This window comes from Bacillus sp. BS1807G30 (assembly GCF_040047675.1).
Taxonomy (GTDB): Bacteria; Bacillota; Bacilli; order Bacillales; family Bacillaceae; genus Bacillus; species Bacillus altitudinis.
The window spans coordinates 1-21,224 of sequence record NZ_CP157353.1; the positions used below are offsets into that span (position 1 = coordinate 1).

12 protein-coding genes, 2 tRNA genes and 3 rRNA genes are annotated in these 21,224 nt (G+C 43.3%); 15 read left to right on the top strand and 2 right to left on the bottom strand.

The window, feature by feature from the left end:
• The 12 genes from dnaA to rrf all read left to right on the top strand — a co-directional run bounded on the left by dnaA (window position 1) and on the right by rrf (window position 14,516).
• A complete protein-coding gene (gene dnaA, locus ABG082_RS00005; protein WP_008347594.1) occupies window positions 1-1,341 on the top strand; it encodes a chromosomal replication initiator protein DnaA in 1,341 nt (446 codons plus the stop codon).
• A gap of 196 nt (window positions 1,342-1,537) precedes the next feature.
• The gene (dnaN, locus tag ABG082_RS00010) at window positions 1,538-2,674 is read left to right on the top strand and encodes a DNA polymerase III subunit beta (RefSeq protein ID WP_008347596.1); all 1,137 of its coding nucleotides are present in this window, start codon (window positions 1,538-1,540) and stop codon (window positions 2,672-2,674) included.
• Window positions 2,675-2,824: 150 nt separating this feature from the next.
• Window positions 2,825-3,040 (top strand): S4 domain-containing protein YaaA, encoded by a 216-nt coding sequence (gene yaaA, locus ABG082_RS00015; RefSeq protein WP_008347598.1) that lies wholly within the window; start codon window positions 2,825-2,827, stop codon window positions 3,038-3,040.
• Between the two features lie 16 nt (window positions 3,041-3,056).
• The gene (gene recF, locus ABG082_RS00020; protein ID WP_007497487.1) at window positions 3,057-4,169 is read left to right on the top strand and encodes a DNA replication/repair protein RecF; all 1,113 of its coding nucleotides are present in this window, start codon (window positions 3,057-3,059) and stop codon (window positions 4,167-4,169) included.
• 17 nt (window positions 4,170-4,186) lie between these two features.
• Window positions 4,187-4,432, top strand: coding sequence for an extracellular matrix/biofilm biosynthesis regulator RemA family protein (locus ABG082_RS00025; protein WP_008347601.1), 246 nt, complete (start codon window positions 4,187-4,189; stop codon window positions 4,430-4,432).
• 57 nt (window positions 4,433-4,489) lie between these two features.
• Complete coding sequence (gene gyrB, locus ABG082_RS00030; RefSeq protein ID WP_029575421.1) at window positions 4,490-6,406, top strand: DNA topoisomerase (ATP-hydrolyzing) subunit B; 1,917 nt, start codon at window positions 4,490-4,492, stop codon at window positions 6,404-6,406.
• A 234-nt stretch (window positions 6,407-6,640) separates the two neighbouring features.
• Entirely contained in the window at window positions 6,641-9,136 is a 2,496-nt protein-coding gene (gene gyrA, locus ABG082_RS00035) for a DNA gyrase subunit A (RefSeq protein WP_348936418.1), read from the top strand.
• A gap of 362 nt (window positions 9,137-9,498) precedes the next feature.
• A 16S ribosomal RNA gene (locus ABG082_RS00040) occupies window positions 9,499-11,047 on the top strand.
• Between the two features lie 96 nt (window positions 11,048-11,143).
• Window positions 11,144-11,220, top strand: a tRNA-Ile gene (locus ABG082_RS00045).
• Between the two features lie 14 nt (window positions 11,221-11,234).
• Window positions 11,235-11,310 (top strand) — tRNA-Ala (locus tag ABG082_RS00050).
• A 98-nt stretch (window positions 11,311-11,408) separates the two neighbouring features.
• Window positions 11,409-14,339: ribosomal RNA gene (locus ABG082_RS00055) — 23S ribosomal RNA — on the top strand.
• Between the two features lie 61 nt (window positions 14,340-14,400).
• Window positions 14,401-14,516: ribosomal RNA gene (rrf, locus tag ABG082_RS00060) — 5S ribosomal RNA — on the top strand.
• Together the 16S, 23S and 5S rRNA genes with 2 tRNA genes alongside form the textbook arrangement of a ribosomal RNA operon.
• 11 nt (window positions 14,517-14,527) lie before the next feature.
• On the opposite strand, the gene ABG082_RS00065 is transcribed toward rrf, so the two are convergent.
• On the bottom strand, window positions 14,528-15,496 hold the full coding sequence (locus ABG082_RS00065) for a YaaC family protein (protein WP_008342041.1): 969 nt from the start codon (window positions 15,494-15,496) through the stop codon (window positions 14,528-14,530).
• A 121-nt stretch (window positions 15,497-15,617) separates the two neighbouring features.
• Between ABG082_RS00065 and guaB the strand changes: the two genes are divergently transcribed.
• The gene (gene guaB / locus ABG082_RS00070; RefSeq protein WP_008342039.1) at window positions 15,618-17,084 is read left to right on the top strand and encodes an IMP dehydrogenase; all 1,467 of its coding nucleotides are present in this window, start codon (window positions 15,618-15,620) and stop codon (window positions 17,082-17,084) included.
• 160 nt (window positions 17,085-17,244) lie between these two features.
• Window positions 17,245-18,570, top strand: coding sequence for a D-alanyl-D-alanine carboxypeptidase family protein (locus ABG082_RS00075; protein ID WP_348936419.1), 1,326 nt, complete (start codon window positions 17,245-17,247; stop codon window positions 18,568-18,570).
• Between the two features lie 41 nt (window positions 18,571-18,611).
• Here ABG082_RS00075 and ABG082_RS00080 read toward each other — a convergent pair whose 3' ends face one another.
• The gene (locus ABG082_RS00080) at window positions 18,612-20,090 is read right to left on the bottom strand and encodes a PLP-dependent aminotransferase family protein (protein WP_017359016.1); all 1,479 of its coding nucleotides are present in this window, start codon (window positions 20,088-20,090) and stop codon (window positions 18,612-18,614) included.
• A 246-nt stretch (window positions 20,091-20,336) separates the two neighbouring features.
• Between ABG082_RS00080 and pdxS the strand changes: the two genes are divergently transcribed.
• A complete protein-coding gene (gene pdxS, locus ABG082_RS00085; protein ID WP_025206589.1) occupies window positions 20,337-21,221 on the top strand; it encodes a pyridoxal 5'-phosphate synthase lyase subunit PdxS in 885 nt (294 codons plus the stop codon).
• Window positions 21,222-21,224: the final 3 nt, after the last annotated feature.

The window sequence follows — 21,224 nt, forward strand, 5'->3', positions numbered from 1 at the left end:
ATGGAAAATATTTTGGATCTGTGGAATAAAGCACTTCAAAAAATAGAGACAAAATTGAGCAAACCTAGTTTTGAAACATGGATGAAGTCCACTAAAGCCCATTCTCTTCAAGGAGATACGCTGACTATTACTGCACCTAATGAATTTGCAAGAGACTGGCTCGAGTCAAGATACCTTCACTTAATTGCAGATACCATCTATGAACTGACAGGCGAAGAGCTCAGCATCAAATTTATCATTCCTCAAAATCAGGACGAAGAGGAAGCCATGCCAAAATCTCCAATCAAAAAAATGTCGAAAGAAGAACCCGTTGAAATTCCACAAAATATGCTGAATCCAAAATATACATTTGATACTTTTGTTATTGGTTCAGGCAACCGTTTTGCTCATGCCGCTTCACTTGCAGTCGCAGAAGCACCAGCAAAAGCATATAACCCGCTTTTTATTTATGGGGGCGTTGGTTTAGGAAAGACTCACTTAATGCATGCGATCGGTCATTACGTCATCGACCATAATCCATCAGCCAAAGTGGTCTATCTATCATCTGAAAAATTTACAAATGAATTTATCAACTCAATCCGGGACAACAAAGCAGTCGATTTCCGTAATCGCTATCGGAATGTAGATGTGCTTTTGATAGATGATATTCAATTTTTAGCAGGAAAAGAACAAACACAAGAAGAGTTTTTCCATACATTCAACACACTTCACGAAGAAAGTAAGCAAATCGTCATTTCTAGTGACCGGCCGCCAAAGGAAATTCCGACACTTGAAGACAGATTACGCTCTCGATTCGAATGGGGCTTAATTACAGACATTACCCCGCCAGATCTAGAAACGCGTATTGCGATCTTACGTAAAAAAGCAAAAGCAGAAGGTTTAGACATTCCGAATGAAGTCATGCTTTATATTGCCAATCAAATCGACAGCAACATTCGGGAACTGGAAGGTGCTTTGATTCGTGTCGTTGCTTACTCTTCTTTAATTAATAAAGACATCAATGCTGATCTAGCAGCTGAAGCCCTAAAGGACATCATTCCTTCATCAAAACCTAAGGTGATTACAATTAAAGATATTCAAAGAATTGTAGGGCAGCAATTTAATATTCGATTAGAAGATTTCAAAGCGAAGAAACGTACGAAATCAGTTGCTTATCCAAGACAAATTGCGATGTATCTCTCTAGAGAAATGACAGATTCCTCTCTACCTAAAATCGGAGAAGAATTTGGTGGACGAGATCATACGACCGTCATTCATGCTCATGAGAAAATTTCAAAATTAATCGTTGAAGATGAACAGCTTCAGCAGCATGTCAAAGAGATCAAAGAACAACTAAAATAATCAAGCTGATAAGATAAGTACGGGAAAATGTGAATAACTAGAGCATAGTCATACACAGTCTGTCCACATGTGGATAGGCTGTCTTTCCTTTCTTTCTACTGACTTATCCACATATTCACAAGCCCTACTAGTACTTCTACGATTTTTATTAAATAAATATATATACATGTCATTAAGAAAAATTAGGAGGACCACTATGAAATTCACGATTCAAAAAGATCGTCTTGTTGAAAGTGTCCAAGATGTATTAAAGGCCGTATCCTCTAGAACAACGATTCCTATTTTGACAGGGATTAAAATTGTTGCATCTGACGAAGGGGTTTCTCTCACAGGGAGCGATTCTGATATCTCAATCGAATCTTTTATTCCTCAAAGAGATGGAGATTTAGAAGTCATTACAATTGATCGACCAGGAAGTATTGTGCTGCAAGCCCGCTTCTTTAGCGAAATCGTTAAGAAACTGCCTATGTCTACTGTCGAAATTGAGGTAGAACAAAATCATCTAACCATCATCCGCTCTGGTTCAGCAGAATTTAATTTAAACGGCTTAGATGCTGAAGAATATCCGCATCTGCCACAAATTGAAGAGCATCATGCTTTTCAAATTCCAACAGATTTGCTTAAAAACCTTATCCGTCAAACGGTTTTCGCAGTGTCCACCTCAGAAACACGACCTATCTTGACAGGTGTAAACTGGAAGGTTGAAAAAGGTGAATTAATATGCACAGCAACGGATAGCCATCGCCTTGCTTTAAGAAAAGCGAAGTTGGATATTAACGAGGAAAGCTCGTACAATGTGGTCATTCCTGGAAAGAGTTTAACAGAGCTAAGTAAAATTCTTGATGATGGACAAGATCTTGTGAGCATCGTCATTACGGAGACACAGGTTCTCTTTAAAGCACAGAACGTGCTGTTCTTCTCAAGATTGCTGGATGGTAATTACCCAGATACAGCTCGCCTCATTCCGCAAGAAAGTAAAACGGATGTAGTGGTGAATACGAAAGAATTCCTTCAAGCGATTGATCGCGCGTCACTTTTAGCAAGAGAAGGTCGTAACAACGTTGTGAAGCTTTCTGCTGATCCTGCGCAAAGCCTTGAAATCTCTTCTAATTCGCCTGAAATCGGTAAAGTAGTTGAAACGGTGCAAGCAGATGACATTAAAGGGGAGGATCTCAAAATCTCTTTCAGTCCGAAATATATGCTTGATGCTTTAAAAGTATTAGAGGGAACAGAGATTCATGTCAGTTTCACTGGCGCAATGAGACCATTCCTATTGCGCACGCCAAATGATGATTCCATTTTGCAATTGATTCTTCCAGTTAGAACGTATTAATTTGGTCTAAAATGGCTGCTGTGTGAGCGCACAGCAGCTTTTTTCCTCATTTCCTCTGCTTTCTTTCATCCCAGTTCGCTTTCCCCCTTTCCTTCTGGTCTTGTTTTTTAGTACAATTAGATATTAGTGATATTGAAAGAGGTCGATACAATGCCTAATCTGATAACGATTGAAACAGAAATGATTACATTAGGGCAGTTTTTGAAATTAGCCGAAGTCATTCAATCTGGTGGAATGGCGAAGTGGTTTTTAAGTGAACATGAGGTGTTCATTAATCAAGAGCCAGATAATAGACGGGGACGCAAATTATACCCAGGAGATGTTGTCGAGATAGAAGGTCACGGCACATTTCAAGTTGTGAATTAGAAACGGGTGACAATACATGTACATTCAAAGTCTGGCGTTAACTTCATACCGAAACTATGAACACACCGAGCTTCAATTCGACAATAAGGTGAATGTAATGATCGGTGAGAACGCCCAAGGTAAAACGAACCTGATGGAAGCGATCTATGTATTGTCGATGGCAAAGTCTCATCGTACGTCAAATGATAAAGAACTTATCCGATGGGACGAAGACTATGCTAAAATAGAAGGTAGAGTCATCAAAAAAAATGGTCCACTCCCCATGCAGCTCGTGATCTCAAAAAAAGGAAAAAAGGGCAAGGTCAATCACATTGAACAACAGAAACTCAGTCATTATGTTGGTGCCTTGAACACCATCATGTTTGCACCAGAGGATCTCAGTCTTGTGAAAGGTAGCCCGCAAATCCGCAGAAGATTCCTCGACATGGAGATTGGACAAGTGTCTGCTGTCTACTTGCATGATTTATCGCTCTATCAAAAAATCCTCACTCAGCGAAATCATTACTTGAAACAATTGCAAACAAGAAAGCAAACGGATCAAGCGATGCTGGAGATTTTAACAGAGCAGTTGATTGATGCGGCAGCGAAGGTCGTCAAAAGAAGACTTACTTTTACGAAACAGCTCGAAAAATGGGCGCAGCCTCTGCATTTTGGGATTTCAAGAGAGCTGGAAACGCTCACGCTCCAATACCAGACGGCAATAGAGGTATCAGAAGCGTCAGACTTGTCGAAAATAAAGAATAGCTATGAAGAATCGTTTCAGAAACTAAGAGACAGAGAAATAGACCGAGGGGTGACGCTATGGGGGCCTCACAGAGATGATCTTCTTTTCTTTGTGAATGGTCGGGATGTTCAGACATATGGCTCTCAAGGGCAGCAAAGAACAACAGCTCTTTCACTAAAGCTGGCAGAAATTGATCTGATTCATGAAGAAATCGGTGAATACCCAATTCTTCTACTCGATGATGTTTTATCTGAACTTGATGATTACAGACAGTCTCATTTGCTCCATACCATTCAGGGACGTGTACAGACCTTTGTCACCACTACGAGTGTTGAAGGCATCGATCACGCCACCCTGAAAGAAGCGGAAATTTTCAGAGTAGCCAGTGGAAAAGTAATTGACTGATAAATGAGGTGTGAGTCTTGTATATTCATTTAGGTGATGATTGTGTTGTTTCTACACGAGAGATTGTCGCAATTGTTGATTACAAAATGAGGTCATCTTCTGTTGTAGAGGAATTTCTTCAAAAACAAGAAGAACAAATCATTTCGTTGTCACATGGGACACCCAAATCCATCGTCGTCACAACTGAATCCGTGTATTACTCTCCTCTTTCCTCAAGCACGCTCAAAAAACGTGCTTCATTTGTGATTGAAATTGAAGTCTAAAAGCTCAATTCATATAAATATATCGTTTAAGAAAAGTGTAGGTGAATGTACGTGGCAATGGAACAGCAACATAATAGTTATGATGAAAATCAGATACAGGTGCTCGAAGGACTAGAAGCGGTTAGAAAACGTCCAGGAATGTACATTGGGTCAACCAGTGCAAAAGGGCTTCACCATCTTGTATGGGAAATTGTCGACAACAGTATTGATGAGGCTTTAGCTGGTTATTGTACAGACATTACAGTGCAAATTGAAAAAGATAATAGCATCACAGTGAAAGATAACGGCCGCGGAATTCCTGTTGGGATTCACGAAAAAATGGGACGTCCTGCTGTAGAAGTGATTATGACGGTTCTTCACGCTGGTGGTAAATTTGACGGCAGCGGTTATAAAGTATCTGGCGGTCTGCATGGTGTAGGGGCATCTGTTGTTAATGCGTTATCTACGACCTTAGACGTGACCGTATACCGTGATGGAAAAATTCATTACCAGCAATTCAAACGCGGCGTTCCAGTTGGAGATTTAGAGGTCATTGGTGAAACAGATGTAACAGGGACAACGACTCATTTTGTGCCAGATCCAGAAATTTTCACTGAAACCATTGAATTTGATTACGACACACTTGCTAACCGTGTACGTGAGTTAGCTTTCTTAACAAAAGGCGTCAACATCATCATTGAAGACTTACGTGAAGGCAAAGAGCGAAGAAACGAATACTGCTATGAAGGCGGTATTAAGAGCTATGTAGAACATTTGAATCGCTCGAAGGAAGTCGTTCATGAAGAACCAGTTTACATCGAGGGTGAAAAAGACGGAATCACCGTTGAAGTGGCACTGCAATACAACGATTCCTATACAAGCAATATTTATTCTTTCGCCAACAACATCAACACATATGAAGGCGGAACACACGAAGCTGGCTTTAAAACCGGTCTGACGCGTGTCATCAATGATTATGCTCGTAAAAATGGCGTATTCAAAGATGGAGACTCGAATTTGAGCGGTGAAGATGTACGAGAAGGCTTAACAGCCATTATCTCTATCAAACATCCAGACCCTCAATTCGAAGGACAAACGAAGACAAAGCTCGGTAACTCAGAAGCAAGAACCATTACCGACTCCCTTTTCTCCGAAGCACTTGAGAAATTCCTCTTAGAGAACCCTGATGCTGCAAAGAAAATTGTGGAGAAAGGTGTGATGGCAGCTCGTGCAAGAATGGCTGCCAAAAAGGCACGTGAGCTGACAAGACGTAAAAGTGCACTGGAAGTCTCTAGCTTGCCTGGGAAACTGGCAGACTGTTCTTCTAAAGATCCTTCCATCTCTGAGCTTTATATCGTAGAGGGAGATTCTGCGGGCGGATCTGCTAAGCAAGGTCGTGATCGACATTTCCAAGCGATCTTACCGTTAAGAGGGAAGATCCTAAACGTTGAAAAAGCACGACTAGATAAAATTTTATCTAACAACGAGGTTCGTTCAATGATTACAGCGCTAGGGACTGGAATCGGAGAAGACTTCACTTTAGAGAAAGCACGTTATCACAAAATTGTGATTATGACTGATGCTGATGTTGATGGAGCGCATATTCGGACGCTACTCCTAACATTCTTCTATCGCTACATGCGTGAAATCATTGAAAACGGTTATGTGTATATTGCACAGCCGCCTTTATATAAAGTGCAGCAAGGAAAGCGTGTTGAATACGTGTATAACGATAAACAGCTAGATGAACTGTTAAAAACACTGCCTCAAACACCAAAACCTGGACTTCAGCGTTATAAAGGTCTTGGAGAAATGAATGCTACTCAGCTTTGGGAAACAACAATGGATCCTGATGCGAGAACACTTCTTCAAGTTACACTTGAGGATGCAATCGATGCTGATGAGACTTTTGAAATGCTAATGGGAGATAAAGTAGAGCCGAGACGTAACTTTATCGAAGAAAATGCACAATACGTAAAAAATCTTGATATTTAGATAGGTATCCCCCCTTGAGAGCAACCTTATTTCTTGTTTGGAATAAGGTTGTTTTTCAAGAAACAGGGGCGTGAAACGAATGTCCTGGTTTTCTGCGTTTCGTCGATTTTCTAGTAAATAAATGTGTATAAAGGCAAGATTATTGATATAATGGAGAATAGTCTTGTGAAGATAAATACATATTTTACTCCCACATAATTTATTTCATGTGATACGTAAAGGGAGGTTCTTATAGTGAGTGAACAACATACACCAAATGTACGCGAAGTAAATATTAGCCATGAAATGCGTACGTCCTTTTTAGATTATGCAATGAGTGTTATTGTTTCGCGTGCATTACCAGATGTGCGAGACGGATTGAAGCCCGTGCATCGAAGAATTTTGTATGCGATGAATGACCTAGGTATGACAAGTGATAAACCATTTAAGAAATCTGCACGTATCGTTGGGGAAGTTATCGGTAAGTACCACCCTCACGGTGATAGCGCTGTATATGAAGCGATGGTTCGGATGGCGCAAGATTTCAACTATCGTAATATGCTGGTTGAAGGACACGGGAACTTTGGTTCTGTCGATGGAGACGGCGCAGCAGCCATGCGTTATACCGAGGCACGTCTTTCTAAAATTTCGATGGAGATCCTGCGTGATATCACAAAGGACACCATTGATTATCAAGATAACTATGATGGCAGTGAAAGAGAGCCAGTCGTTATGCCTGCTAGGTTCCCGAACTTATTAGTGAACGGGGCAACAGGAATCGCTGTAGGGATGGCAACGAATATCCCGCCACACCAACTAGGTGAAGTGATTGATGGGGTATTGGCAATTAGTCAAAATCCTGAAATGACGACACAGGAACTAATGGACATCATTCCAGGTCCAGACTTTCCAACTGCAGGACAAATCATTGGCCGAAGCGGTATTCGTAAAGCGTATGAAACAGGACGCGGCTCTATTACATTACGTGCAAAGTCAAACATCGAAGAAACATCTAGTGGTAAGCAGCGCATTGTCATCAACGAGATTCCTTATCAGGTTAATAAAGCTCGTTTGATCGAAAAAATCGCTGATCTTGTTCGTGATAAAAAGATTGATGGCATTACAGATCTTCGTGATGAATCTGACCGTAATGGAATGAGAATTGTCATTGAACTGCGAAGAGACGCAAACGTCCATGTTCTATTAAACAATCTTTATAAACAAACGACACTTCAAACGTCCTTCGGTATTAACTTGCTTGCACTTGTGGATGGACAGCCGAAAGTGTTGTCTCTCAAACAATGTCTCGAATATTACCTTGAGCATCAGAAAGTGATCATTCGTCGAAGAACGGCGTATGAATTGCGTAAAGCAGAAGCAAGAGCTCATATTTTAGAAGGCTTAAGAATTGCGCTTGATCACTTAGATGAGGTCATTGCCTTAATTAGAGGCTCTCAAACTGCTGAAATTGCAAGAAATGGTTTGATGGAAAACTATAGCTTGTCTGAAAAACAAGCACAGGCCATTCTCGATATGCGACTCCAGCGTTTGACTGGTTTAGAAAGAGAGAAAATAGAAGATGAATACAAAGGGCTTGTTGACTTGATTGCTGAATTGAAAGCCATTCTAGCAGACAATGAGAAAGTTCTAGAAATCATTAGAGAAGAATTAACAGAAATCAAAGAACGCTTTAATGATACGCGTCGCACAGAAATTGTGACAGCGGGTATAGAAACAATCGAAGACGAAGATTTGATTCCTGTTGAAAATATTGTGATCACACTGACTCATAATGGTTATATTAAGCGCCTGCCTGCATCAACATACCGCAGTCAAAAAAGAGGCGGTAAAGGTGTACAAGGAATGGGAACCAACGAAGATGATTTCGTTGAACAGCTGATTTCAACATCGACGCACGATACGATTCTCTTCTTCTCTAATAAAGGGAAGGTCTATCGAGCGAAGGGCTATGAGATCCCTGAATTCGGACGAACAGCGAAAGGGATTCCGATTATTAACCTTCTTGAAGTAGAAAAGGGAGAGTGGATAAACGCCATTATTCCAGTCAGCGAATTTGATAAAGATTCGTATCTCTTCTTTACAACAAGACACGGTGTATCGAAACGAACGTCATTGTCTCAATTTGCAAACATCCGTAACAACGGTTTGATTGCACTCAGCCTGCGTGATGAAGATGAACTGATGGCTGTTCGTTTAACCAACGGTGAAAAACAAATCATCATCGGAACGAAAAAAGGAATGCTCATTCGTTTCGACGAGACAGATGTTCGTGAAATGGGACGTACAGCAGCTGGAGTTAAAGGGATTACACTTTCTGAGGATGACATCGTCGTTGGAATGGAAATCCTTGAGCCAGATGCAAACGTATTGATCGTAACTGAAAAAGGTTATGGTAAATTAACGCCTGAAAAAGAATATCGTGTCCAAAGCCGTGGTGGTAAAGGTCTGAAAACGTGCAAGATCACTGACAATAACGGTCCGCTTGTTGCGGTGAAGGCGACTAACGCTGAAGCTGAAGAAGACTTGATGATTATTACAGGCAGTGGTGTCATCATCCGTATGGCTGTTTCAGATATCTCCACAACTGGCCGAGTCACTCAAGGTGTCCGCCTGATCCGTCTAGGTGATGATGAACATGTCGCTACAGTGGCATTAGTAGAACAATCACCGGAAGACGATGAAGAGAATAGTGAAGAAAACGTAGAGTCAGATCAAGAGCAATCAGAGTAAAAATAAAGCCGGTTTTTCACCGGCTTTATTTTTTTATGAAAAAACATGATTTTTTTTGAAATTAATAATGCTTTTTTCATAGATATGTGTTAATCTTTCAAAGGAGCAAAAAGAGGCTCTATTTTTTATCTCTTTTACAACAAAACTTCTTAAAAAAATAAAATGTTTTTCAAGAAAAATGTTGACTGTTGATAGAGATATATGATATATTTAAGTGGTCGCTTTGAGAGAGTGACAAACAAGTTCTTTGAAAACTAAACAAGACAAAACGTACCTGTTAATTCGAGTTTTTATAAAAAATCCTATGATATTTCATAGGTAGTCAGTCAAACTGGCGAAAAACAAAACTTCGGTTTTGAACTTTTTCGGAGAGTTTGATCCTGGCTCAGGACGAACGCTGGCGGCGTGCCTAATACATGCAAGTCGAGCGGACAGAAGGGAGCTTGCTCCCGGATGTTAGCGGCGGACGGGTGAGTAACACGTGGGTAACCTGCCTGTAAGACTGGGATAACTCCGGGAAACCGGAGCTAATACCGGATAGTTCCTTGAACCGCATGGTTCAAGGATGAAAGACGGTTTCGGCTGTCACTTACAGATGGACCCGCGGCGCATTAGCTAGTTGGTGAGGTAACGGCTCACCAAGGCGACGATGCGTAGCCGACCTGAGAGGGTGATCGGCCACACTGGGACTGAGACACGGCCCAGACTCCTACGGGAGGCAGCAGTAGGGAATCTTCCGCAATGGACGAAAGTCTGACGGAGCAACGCCGCGTGAGTGATGAAGGTTTTCGGATCGTAAAGCTCTGTTGTTAGGGAAGAACAAGTGCAAGAGTAACTGCTTGCACCTTGACGGTACCTAACCAGAAAGCCACGGCTAACTACGTGCCAGCAGCCGCGGTAATACGTAGGTGGCAAGCGTTGTCCGGAATTATTGGGCGTAAAGGGCTCGCAGGCGGTTTCTTAAGTCTGATGTGAAAGCCCCCGGCTCAACCGGGGAGGGTCATTGGAAACTGGGAAACTTGAGTGCAGAAGAGGAGAGTGGAATTCCACGTGTAGCGGTGAAATGCGTAGAGATGTGGAGGAACACCAGTGGCGAAGGCGACTCTCTGGTCTGTAACTGACGCTGAGGAGCGAAAGCGTGGGGAGCGAACAGGATTAGATACCCTGGTAGTCCACGCCGTAAACGATGAGTGCTAAGTGTTAGGGGGTTTCCGCCCCTTAGTGCTGCAGCTAACGCATTAAGCACTCCGCCTGGGGAGTACGGTCGCAAGACTGAAACTCAAAGGAATTGACGGGGGCCCGCACAAGCGGTGGAGCATGTGGTTTAATTCGAAGCAACGCGAAGAACCTTACCAGGTCTTGACATCCTCTGACAACCCTAGAGATAGGGCTTTCCCTTCGGGGACAGAGTGACAGGTGGTGCATGGTTGTCGTCAGCTCGTGTCGTGAGATGTTGGGTTAAGTCCCGCAACGAGCGCAACCCTTGATCTTAGTTGCCAGCATTCAGTTGGGCACTCTAAGGTGACTGCCGGTGACAAACCGGAGGAAGGTGGGGATGACGTCAAATCATCATGCCCCTTATGACCTGGGCTACACACGTGCTACAATGGACAGAACAAAGGGCTGCGAGACCGCAAGGTTTAGCCAATCCCACAAATCTGTTCTCAGTTCGGATCGCAGTCTGCAACTCGACTGCGTGAAGCTGGAATCGCTAGTAATCGCGGATCAGCATGCCGCGGTGAATACGTTCCCGGGCCTTGTACACACCGCCCGTCACACCACGAGAGTTTGCAACACCCGAAGTCGGTGAGGTAACCTTTATGGAGCCAGCCGCCGAAGGTGGGGCAGATGATTGGGGTGAAGTCGTAACAAGGTAGCCGTATCGGAAGGTGCGGCTGGATCACCTCCTTTCTAAGGATATATGGAGCAGCGTACGTTTTTCGTCTTGTTTAGTTTTGAAGGAACTTGCAAAAGATCCTACAACATCATATCTTCGATATGAAAGATGGGCCTGTAGCTCAGCTGGTTAGAGCGCACGCCTGATAAGCGTGAGGTCGGTGGTTCGAGTCCACTCAGGCCCACCATCTTCTATTAAATCGGGGCCTTAGCTCAGCTGGGAGAGCGCCTGCCTTGCACGCAGGAGGTCAGCGGTTCGATCCCGCTAGGCTCCACCAACGTGTTCTTTGAAAACTAGATAACAATAAGTAATACATTCACATTGAATGCAATGCAAAGTTCATCACACATAGTGATTCTTTCTAAAGTAAGAAATGGTTAAGTTAGAAAGGGCGCACGGTGGATGCCTTGGCACTAGGAGCCGATGAAGGACGGGACGAACACCGATATGCTTCGGGGAGCTGTAAGCAAGCTTTGATCCGGAGATTTCCGAATGGGGAAACCCACTGCTCGTAATGGAGTAGTATCCATACTTGAATACATAGAGTATGAGAAGGCATACCCGGGGAACTGAAACATCTAAGTACCCGGAGGAAGAGAAAGCAAATGCGATTCCCTGAGTAGCGGCGAGCGAAACGGGAACAGCCCAAACCAAGAGGCTTGCCTCTTGGGGTTGTAGGACACTCTATACGGAGTTACAAAGGAACGATATAAGCGAAGAGGTCTGGAAAGGCCCGCCAAAGAAGGTAACAGCCCTGTAACTGAAATGTTGTTCTCTCCAGAGTGGATCCTGAGTACGGCGGAACACGTGAAATTCCGTCGGAATCCGGGAGGACCATCTCCCAAGGCTAAATACTCCCTAGTGACCGATAGTGAACCAGTACCGTGAGGGAAAGGTGAAAAGCACCCCGGAAGGGGAGTGAAATAGATCCTGAAACCGTGTGCCTACAAGTAGTCAGAGCCCGTTAACGGGTGATGGCGTGCCTTTTGTAGAATGAACCGGCGAGTTACGATCCCGTGCAAGGTTAAGCAGAAGATGCGGAGCCGCAGCGAAAGCGAGTCTGAATAGGGCGCATGAGTACGTGGTCGTAGACCCGAAACCAGGTGATCTACCCATGTCCAGGGTGAAGTTCAGGTAACACTGAATGGAGGCCCGAACCCACGCACGTTGAAAAGTGCGGGGATGAGGTGTGGGTAGGGGTGAAATGCCAATCGAACCTGGAGATAGCTGGTTCTCTCCGAAATAGCTTTAGGGCTAGCCTCAAGGTAAGAGTCTCGGAGGTAGAGCACTGATTGGACTAGGGGCCCCTACCGGGTTACCGAATTCAGTCAAACTCCGAATGCCGATGACTTATCCTTGGGAGTCAGACTGCGAGTGATAAGATCCGTAGTCGAAAGGGAAACAGCCCAGACCGCCAGCTAAGGTCCCAAAGTATACGTTAAGTGGAAAAGGATGTGGAGTTGCTTAGACAACCAGGATGTTGGCTTAGAAGCAGCCACCATTTAAAGAGTGCGTAATAGCTCACTGGTCGAGTGACTCTGCGCCGAAAATGTACCGGGGCTAAACGTATCACCGAAGCTGCGGACTGTTCTTACGAACAGTGGTAGGAGAGCGTTCTAAGTGCAGTGAAGTCAGACCGGAAGGACTGGTGGAGCGCTTAGAAGTGAGAATGCCGGTATGAGTAGCGAAAGACGGGTGAGAATCCCGTCCACCGAATGCCTAAGGTTTCCTGAGGAAGGCTCGTCCGCTCAGGGTTAGTCGGGACCTAAGCCGAGGCCGAAAGGCGTAGGCGATGGACAACAGGTTGATATTCCTGTACCACCTCCTCACCATTTGAGCAATGGGGGGACGCAGGAGGATAGGGTAAGCGCGGTATTGGATATCCGCGTCCAAGCAGTTAGGCTGGGAAATAGGCAAATCCGTTTCCCGTGAAGGCTGAGCTGTGATGGCGAGCGAAATTTAGTAGCGAAGTTCCTGATTCCACACTGCCAAGAAAAGCCTCTAGCGAGGTGAGAGGTGCCCGTACCGCAAACCGACACAGGTAGGCGAGGAGAGAATCCTAAGGTGATCGAGAGAACTCTCGTTAAGGAACTCGGCAAAATGACCCCGTAACTTCGGGAGAAGGGGTGCTTCTTAGGGTGTTAAAGCCCCGAGAAGCCGCAGTGAATAGGCCCAGGCGACTGTTTAGCAAAAACACAGGTCTCTGCGAAGCCGTAAGGCGAAGTATAGGGGCTGACGCCTGCCCGGTGCTGGAAGGTTAAGAGGAGCGCTTAGCGTAAGCGAAGGTGCGAATTGAAGCCCCAGTAAACGGCGGCCGTAACTATAACGGTCCTAAGGTAGCGAAATTCCTTGTCGGGTAAGTTCCGACCCGCACGAAAGGCGCAACGATCTGGGCACTGTCTCAACGAGAGACTCGGTGAAATTATAGTACCTGTGAAGATGCAGGTTACCCGCGACAGGACGGAAAGACCCCGTGGAGCTTTACTGCAGCCTGATATTGAATGTTGGTACAGCTTGTACAGGATAGGTAGGAGCCTTGGAAACCGGAGCGCTAGCTTCGGTGGAGGCATCGGTGGGATACTACCCTGGCTGTATTGACCTTCTAACCCGCTGCCCTTATCGGGCAGGGAGACAGTGTCAGGTGGGCAGTTTGACTGGGGCGGTCGCCTCCTAAAATGTAACGGAGGCGCCCAAAGGTTCCCTCAGAATGGTTGGAAATCATTCGCAGAGTGTAAAGGCACAAGGGAGCTTGACTGCGAGACCTACAAGTCGAGCAGGGACGAAAGTCGGGCTTAGTGATCCGGTGGTTCCGCATGGAAGGGCCATCGCTCAACGGATAAAAGCTACCCCGGGGATAACAGGCTTATCTCCCCCAAGAGTCCACATCGACGGGGAGGTTTGGCACCTCGATGTCGGCTCATCGCATCCTGGGGCTGTAGTCGGTCCCAAGGGTTGGGCTGTTCGCCCATTAAAGCGGTACGCGAGCTGGGTTCAGAACGTCGTGAGACAGTTCGGTCCCTATCCGTCGCGGGCGCAGGAAATTTGAGAGGAGCTGTCCTTAGTACGAGAGGACCGGGATGGACGCACCGCTGGTGTACCAGTTGTTCTGCCAAGGGCATCGCTGGGTAGCTATGTGCGGACGGGATAAGTGCTGAAAGCATCTAAGCATGAAGCCCCCCTCAAGATGAGATTTCCCATTCCGCAAGGAAGTAAGATCCCTGAAAGATGATCAGGTTGATAGGTCTGAGGTGGAAGCGTGGTGACACGTGGAGCTGACAGATACTAATAGATCGAGGACTTAACCTATATTCTAATGTGAAGCATGAACGTTGTTATCTAGTTTTGAGAGAACATTCTCTCCATCAGGTTTGGTGGCGATAGCGAAGAGGTCACACCCGTTCCCATACCGAACACGGAAGTTAAGCTCTTCAGCGCCGATGGTAGTTGGGGGTTTCCCCCTGTGAGAGTAGGACGCCGCCAAGCTTTTCAAAGGATCAGTTCCAATCGGAACTGGTCTTTTTTGTGTTTTCTTCTAGCAGCATCATGATATAAGCCGGAAACTTGTCCTCTGCAATCTCCATATAACGTTCAATCATGACATAATCATCACTAATGTATTGAGATAAAAGCTCGTACCACCATTCTGTTTCGTAGCGGGCAATCATACTGAGGTTATACATTAACAAGTAATGGCTGATGATCTCAGGAATCCCTAAAAAGGCATCTCGTGTTGATGGAATGAACCATTGATTCATTTCTAAATCATAATGAAGGTGAGTAGCAAGAGCAGGGTTTTCTTCTGAAAATACATCAAATGTTAGTTTTTTAGCCTCTCGTTGCTTAAGCTTCCAAGTTGTATGGAACTCAAAATATTCAATAAAACGTTCGGCAGACATGTTATAGAGCAAGGGAATATGATCTTGAATCAACATGCCATTTGCTTGTTCTACTTTCACTAAAGTAGAGGGTTGTTTTTGAAACTCCAGAATGTGACCCATTTCAGGTATTTTTGAAAGGAGATTGATCATCGTAAATCGCTCATCTTCAAGACCATTTAAACGAAATAAGTGCTTTAATACATGCATACATAATCCGTTTCGCTGAATCTTTACTTCATCCTCACTAAAACGATAATGTTGCTTCTTTCTTTTTCTTGAGGTTACACCGTGAGCTAAGACAGAGGTTTGAGATGGATAGTCGGGATCTACTGTCAGTAAACATGCCTTTAACAGCTGTGCCATTCCATAAAATAATAAAATCGGTTTTAGTTCAAGTGGAGCTGATGCGGCTTGGTCATAAAATGTATGGCCATGCTTTAAAAAGTAAATAAATCGTTCACAGTTTTTATAGGCTTGTTGATTTGCATCCTGAATGTTCCGTTTCTCGTACTGTTGAAATAGAAACTTTTGGGAAGTTTCTAGTGAGTAAAAACGTTTTAAATCCTTCCATCCTGAACTTTTCATCTTCTTCCTCAACTCTCTTTATATTTTCTAAAAATTGCAACTGTTTGTTGCTTCCTTGACATGCTGTTTCCTAGTTGATAATCTACATATAATATTTTGCCGAAAAGAGGGGGATTTACTAATGTGGGAAAGTAAATTTTCAAAAGAAGGTTTGACGTTTGACGACGTGTTGCTTGTTCCAGCAAAGTCTGAGGTGCTTCCGCGTGATGTCAATTTATCAGTTGAGTTAACAAGCACTTTAAAGTTGAACATTCCAATTATTAGTGCAGGAATGGATACTGTGACGGAATCACAAATGGCGATTGCAATGGCACGTCAAGGTGGTCTTGGAATCATCCATAAGAACATGTCTATTGAGCAGCAAGCTGAACAAGTGGACAAAGTAAAACGTTCAGAGCGTGGTGTTATTACAAATCCATTTTTCTTAACACCGGATCATCAAGTATTCGATGCGGAACATTTAATGGGTAAATATCGTATTTCTGGTGTACCAATTGTCAATAACGAACAAGATCAAAAGCTTGTTGGGATTATTACGAACCGTGACCTTCGTTTTATTTCGGATTATTCAATGAAGATTAGCGACGTGATGACAAAAGAGGAACTTGTGACAGCTTCTGTTGGAACAACATTAGAAGAAGCTGAAAAAATCCTTCAGCAATATAAAATTGAAAAATTACCTCTTTTAGATGACGAAGGAACATTAAAAGGTCTCATCACCATCAAAGATATTGAAAAAGTGATTGAATTCCCTAACTCCTCTAAAGATGCACATGGCCGTTTAATTGTTGGTGCCGCTGTAGGTGTCACTGGCGATACAATGACTCGTGTGAAAAAATTAGTAGAAGCCAATGTTGATGTGATCGTCATTGATACAGCACACGGTCATTCTCAAGGTGTTCTAGACACTGTATCGAAAATCCGTGAAACGTATCCTTCTCTTAACATCATTGCTGGTAACGTTGCAACAGCTGAAGCAACAAAAGCATTGTTTGAAGCTGGAGCAGATATTGTAAAAGTGGGTATTGGACCAGGATCGATTTGTACAACACGTGTTGTTGCAGGGGTCGGTGTACCACAAATCACAGCGATTTATGACTGTGCAACAGAAGCAAGAAAACATGGTAAATCTATTATTGCAGATGGTGGAATTAAATATTCAGGTGATATCGTGAAAGCATTAGCTTCTGGTGGACATGCTGTTATGCTGGGAAGTCTTCTTGCTGGTACATCTGAAAGCCCAGGAGAAACAGAAATTTTCCAAGGTAGACGTTTCAAAGTATATCGTGGTATGGGTTCTGTTGCTGCAATGGAAAAAGGAAGTAAAGATCGTTACTTCCAAGAAGATAATAAAAAATTCGTTCCAGAAGGTATCGAAGGACGTACACCATATAAAGGGCCAGTTGTTGATACTGTTTACCAACTCGTTGGCGGTATTCGCTCTGGTATGGGCTACTGTGGAACACAGGACTTACGTACTCTTAGAGAAGAAGCACAATTCATTCGCATGACAGGTGCAGGTCTTCGTGAGAGTCATCCACATGATGTACAAATTACAAAAGAATCACCAAACTACACAATTTCTTGATAAATTGTGACAATCAAATTACATTTGACAGGGTCTATGACTCTGTCTATTTTTTTTGTCTTTATTGTGATAAAATTTATACTGTTGTGTCGAAATAAGCCCTTGTGGATTAAATATATATGAAAAACGTCGAAAAAAGATGAATACGGAGGTATGACGATTGAACAGCAAGATGTTGAAACAGCTTATGGTCTCTATCCTTGCATTGGCATTGATTGTTACTGCATTTACCCCAATGTCCAAAGCAAAAGCGGCTGAAGATCCATTCAATGTGAATGCGAAAGCAGCCATCCTTATTGAAGCTTCTACAGGTAAAATTCTTTATAGTAAAAATGCAGAACAAAGACTGCCTATTGCAAGTATGGCAAAGATGATGACAGAGTATCTATTACTAGAGGCGATTGCTGAAGGCAAAGTGAAATGGGATCAAACATATACGCCAGATGATTATGTGTACGAAATTTCCCAGGACCGCAGTTTATCCAATGTTCCATTGAGAAAAGATGGTTCGTATACTGTCAAAGAACTTTATCAAGCAACGGCTATTTATTCAGCAAATGCAGCAGCAATTGGTCTAGCAGAGGTAATCGCTGGATCAGAATCGAAGTTTGTTGAAAAAATGAACGCAAAAGCAAAAGAACTTGGCTTAACCAATTACAAATTCGTGAATGCAACTGGATTAGAAAATAAAGACTTACATGGCAAACAGCCAAAAGGTACGGGCCCAGATGAAGAAAGTGAAGTTTCCGCAAAGGATATGGCATTGCTTGCGCAGCATCTCATCAAAGATCACCCAGAAATTCTTGAAACAGCAAGCATCGCGAAAACAAAGTTCAGAGAAGGCACAGATGATGAAATGGACATGCCAAACTGGAACTTTATGCTTAAAGGACTTGTGAAAGAATATGAAGGCGTAGACGGTCTGAAAACGGGCTCTACTGATTCAGCTGGTTCTAGCTTCACAGGTACAGCAAAACGTGGTGACATGCGTGTGATCGCAGTTGTCCTGAATGCTAAAGGGAATCTTCATACAGCTCGTTTCGATGTGGCGAAAAAATTGTTCGATTATGCCTTTAAAAACTTCACGATGAAAGAAATGTACAAAAAAGGCCAACAAATCAAGGGACATGAAAACATCGAAGTCGATAAAGGGAAAGATAAAGAAGTACCCGTCGTGACGAAAGAAGCTTTCTCTGTACCGGTTAAAAATGGTGATGAGAAGAGCTATAAAGCGAAAGTAAATATTGATAAAAAGAACCTAGAAGCTCCTATTAAAAAAGGAACAAAGGTTGGCATGCTGACGACTTCTTATTCTGGTGATGAGAAGGACTACGGCTATTTGAGTAAAGACCAATCAGGTGTTGAGCTTGTGACGAAAACAGGTGATGAAAAAGCAAACTGGTTCATCCTTGCAATGCGTGGTGTAGGTGGATTCTTCTCTGGCATTTGGGGCGGAATCGTTGACACAGTAAAAGGTTGGTTCTAATAAAAAACTGCTCTCACATATAGAGAGCAGTTTTTTTATCGTTAAAAGAAAAGAGATTGTTTGTGGTTTTGAGGTGTAGACAAGGCCTGCTGAAAAATACCACATAACTTTTCCATCCCTTCTGTCAGTGCCTTTTCGTTCACATAAGAAAAACTGAGACGTATATAATTCTGCTTCGGCTCGCCAGGATAGCAGACAGAGCCAGGAAGGAAGGTGATTTGCTGCTTCCGTGCCTCATGTAATAGGGCACGTGTATCGACCCAGGAAGGAAAGCTAAGCCACAAATTGAGCCCGCCCTGTGGGATTTGCCACGTGACGTCCTTTGGCGCATGCTTTGTCAACACATCCATCATCAAATCGCGTCTCACCTTCAAGGCAGTTCTTAATTTTTTCGTATGATCGATCATTTTCTTGGATGTGAGAAACGGTAAAATAGCCTTTTGGGTGAGAAGTGGGCTCCCTAAATCATTATTGGCCTTTGCTGCTAATAAACGGTTAAATATAGAGCCTGACGCTGTAATAATTCCAATTCTGCATCCTGGAGCCAGTGTCTTGCTTAATCCTCGTAAATAAATGACGTGTCCATCGTGATCCAGGCTTTTAATAGGTGCCGGCGGTTTCTTTTCAAAATAAAGCTCACGATAAGGATCATCTTCTACAATGAGACAATCAATGCTTTGTGCCAGTAAAAGTAGCTGTTTTCTTCGTTTCAACGACATACTGGCGCCTGTAGGACTGTGAAAAGTAGGAATGGTATAGATGAGCTTTGGTTTATATTTATCACAAATGCTTTGAAGCTGTTTCATGTTCATTCCTTCATGATCGACAGGAACCGTAATAATTCGAGCCCCTCTCCCCATAAAGACATCAATTGCGCCTGGATAGGTGGGCGCCTCCATGACAACTACATCATCCGGCCCGATAAATGTACGTGCTACTAAATCAAGTCCTTGCTGAGAACCGCTAGTGACAAGGATATTTTCAGGAGTAGAAGGGACATCTAATTTTTCTAGAAATGATTGAATGACCTGACGAAGCTGAAGGTCACCTTGTATTTCTCCGTATTTTGACATGATTTGAGGATGTCGGGCAAGGACATGCTGCATTTCTTTTTCTAAATACCGGTTAGGTAAAAGACCAGGATCAATCATAGAGGAAGAAAGATTAATGGCTTCTTCGACATAGTGATACTGAGCGAATTGAGACCTTGGTAAATAATCAGGGATCGATAACTGCCAATCGAAAGAAGTAGATGACTGAACCGGGATGTCAGTTTGCTCATGCTGCTCATTCACAAACGTACCTTTCCCTTGTACAGTCGTTAAAAATCCGTCGTCCTTAAGCCGTGTATATGCTTTTGCTGCTGTGACAAGACTCACATTGAGCTGTTTCGCTAGATCACGTACAGTCGGCAGCTTATCGCCTTGCTGAAGCAGACCTGATTGAATGTGATCAACGATGGAAAAGTAAATCTGATTCGAAAGAGATGTATCTGAATGTCGATGGATATCAATATGCATGAGAATCCTCCAATGAGCGTGAAATTGTTATACATGGTTTCAGATTGTTATAGTTACATTATAACATGTCAATTACTCTTAAAAGAGGTAATGATGCTTTTTTAACTATAAAACCTTGATGTATAAGGGTTTATCCTTTTTTGTGAGCTGATTGAATTGTTATACTATTCTCTTTATTGTTATACTCTATCGCTTGTATGATAAAGGTGTTGAATCAATCGAATAGACAAATGGGAGGAAACAATTGTGAGCAATAAGGGAACTGAACGAGTAAAACGTGGAATGGCAGAAATGCAAAAAGGTGGCGTCATTATGGATGTCGTCAATGCTGAGCAGGCAAAAATCGCAGAAGAAGCAGGCGCAGTGGCAGTGATGGCACTAGAACGAGTACCAGCTGATATCCGTGCAGCAGGCGGTGTTGCCCGTATGGCAGATCCAAGAATCGTAGAAGAAGTACAAAATGCAGTAACGATTCCAGTCATGGCAAAAGCACGTATCGGCCACATCGTGGAAGCTCGTGTTCTTGAAGCACTTGGTGTTGATTATATTGATGAGAGTGAAGTGCTGACGCCCGCAGATGAGGAATTCCATTTAAATAAAAATGAATACACGGTACCTTTCGTATGTGGATGTCGTGATCTAGGTGAGGCGACTCGCCGTATTGCAGAAGGCGCTTCAATGCTACGGACAAAAGGTGAGCCTGGTACAGGAAACATTGTAGAAGCTGTCCGTCATATGAGAAAGGTCAATGCTCAAATTCGTAAAGTGGCGGCAATGAGTGAAGATGAATTGATGACAGAAGCCAAAAATTTAGGCGCACCTTATGAATTATTGGTTCAAATTAAAAAAGAAGGCAAATTGCCAGTTGTAAACTTTGCAGCTGGAGGTGTTGCGACACCAGCAGATGCAGCATTAATGATGCAGCTTGGAGCAGATGGTGTATTTGTCGGCTCTGGTATCTTCAAATCAGACAATCCAGCTAAGTTTGCAAAAGCGATTGTAGAAGCAACGACTCATTTCACAGATTACCGTCTAATTGCAGAGCTTTCTAAAGAGCTTGGAACAGCGATGAAAGGAATTGAAATTTCAAATCTATTGCCAGAAGAGCGTATGCAAGAGCGTGGCTGGTAATTA

Coding starts and splice junctions, on each gene's coding strand:
- dnaA (WP_008347594.1), top strand. CDS start 1: ATGGAAAATATTTTGGATCTGTGGAATAAAGCACTTCAAAAAATAGAG.
- dnaN (WP_008347596.1), top strand. CDS start 1,538: ATGAAATTCACGATTCAAAAAGATCGTCTTGTTGAAAGTGTCCAAGAT.
- yaaA (WP_008347598.1), top strand. CDS start 2,825: ATGCCTAATCTGATAACGATTGAAACAGAAATGATTACATTAGGGCAG.
- recF (WP_007497487.1), top strand. CDS start 3,057: ATGTACATTCAAAGTCTGGCGTTAACTTCATACCGAAACTATGAACAC.
- gyrB (WP_029575421.1), top strand. CDS start 4,490: ATGGAACAGCAACATAATAGTTATGATGAAAATCAGATACAGGTGCTC.
- ABG082_RS00065 (WP_008342041.1), bottom strand. CDS start 15,496: ATGAAAAGTTCAGGATGGAAGGATTTAAAACGTTTTTACTCACTAGAA.
- guaB (WP_008342039.1), top strand. CDS start 15,618: ATGTGGGAAAGTAAATTTTCAAAAGAAGGTTTGACGTTTGACGACGTG.
- ABG082_RS00080 (WP_017359016.1), bottom strand. CDS start 20,090: ATGCATATTGATATCCATCGACATTCAGATACATCTCTTTCGAATCAG.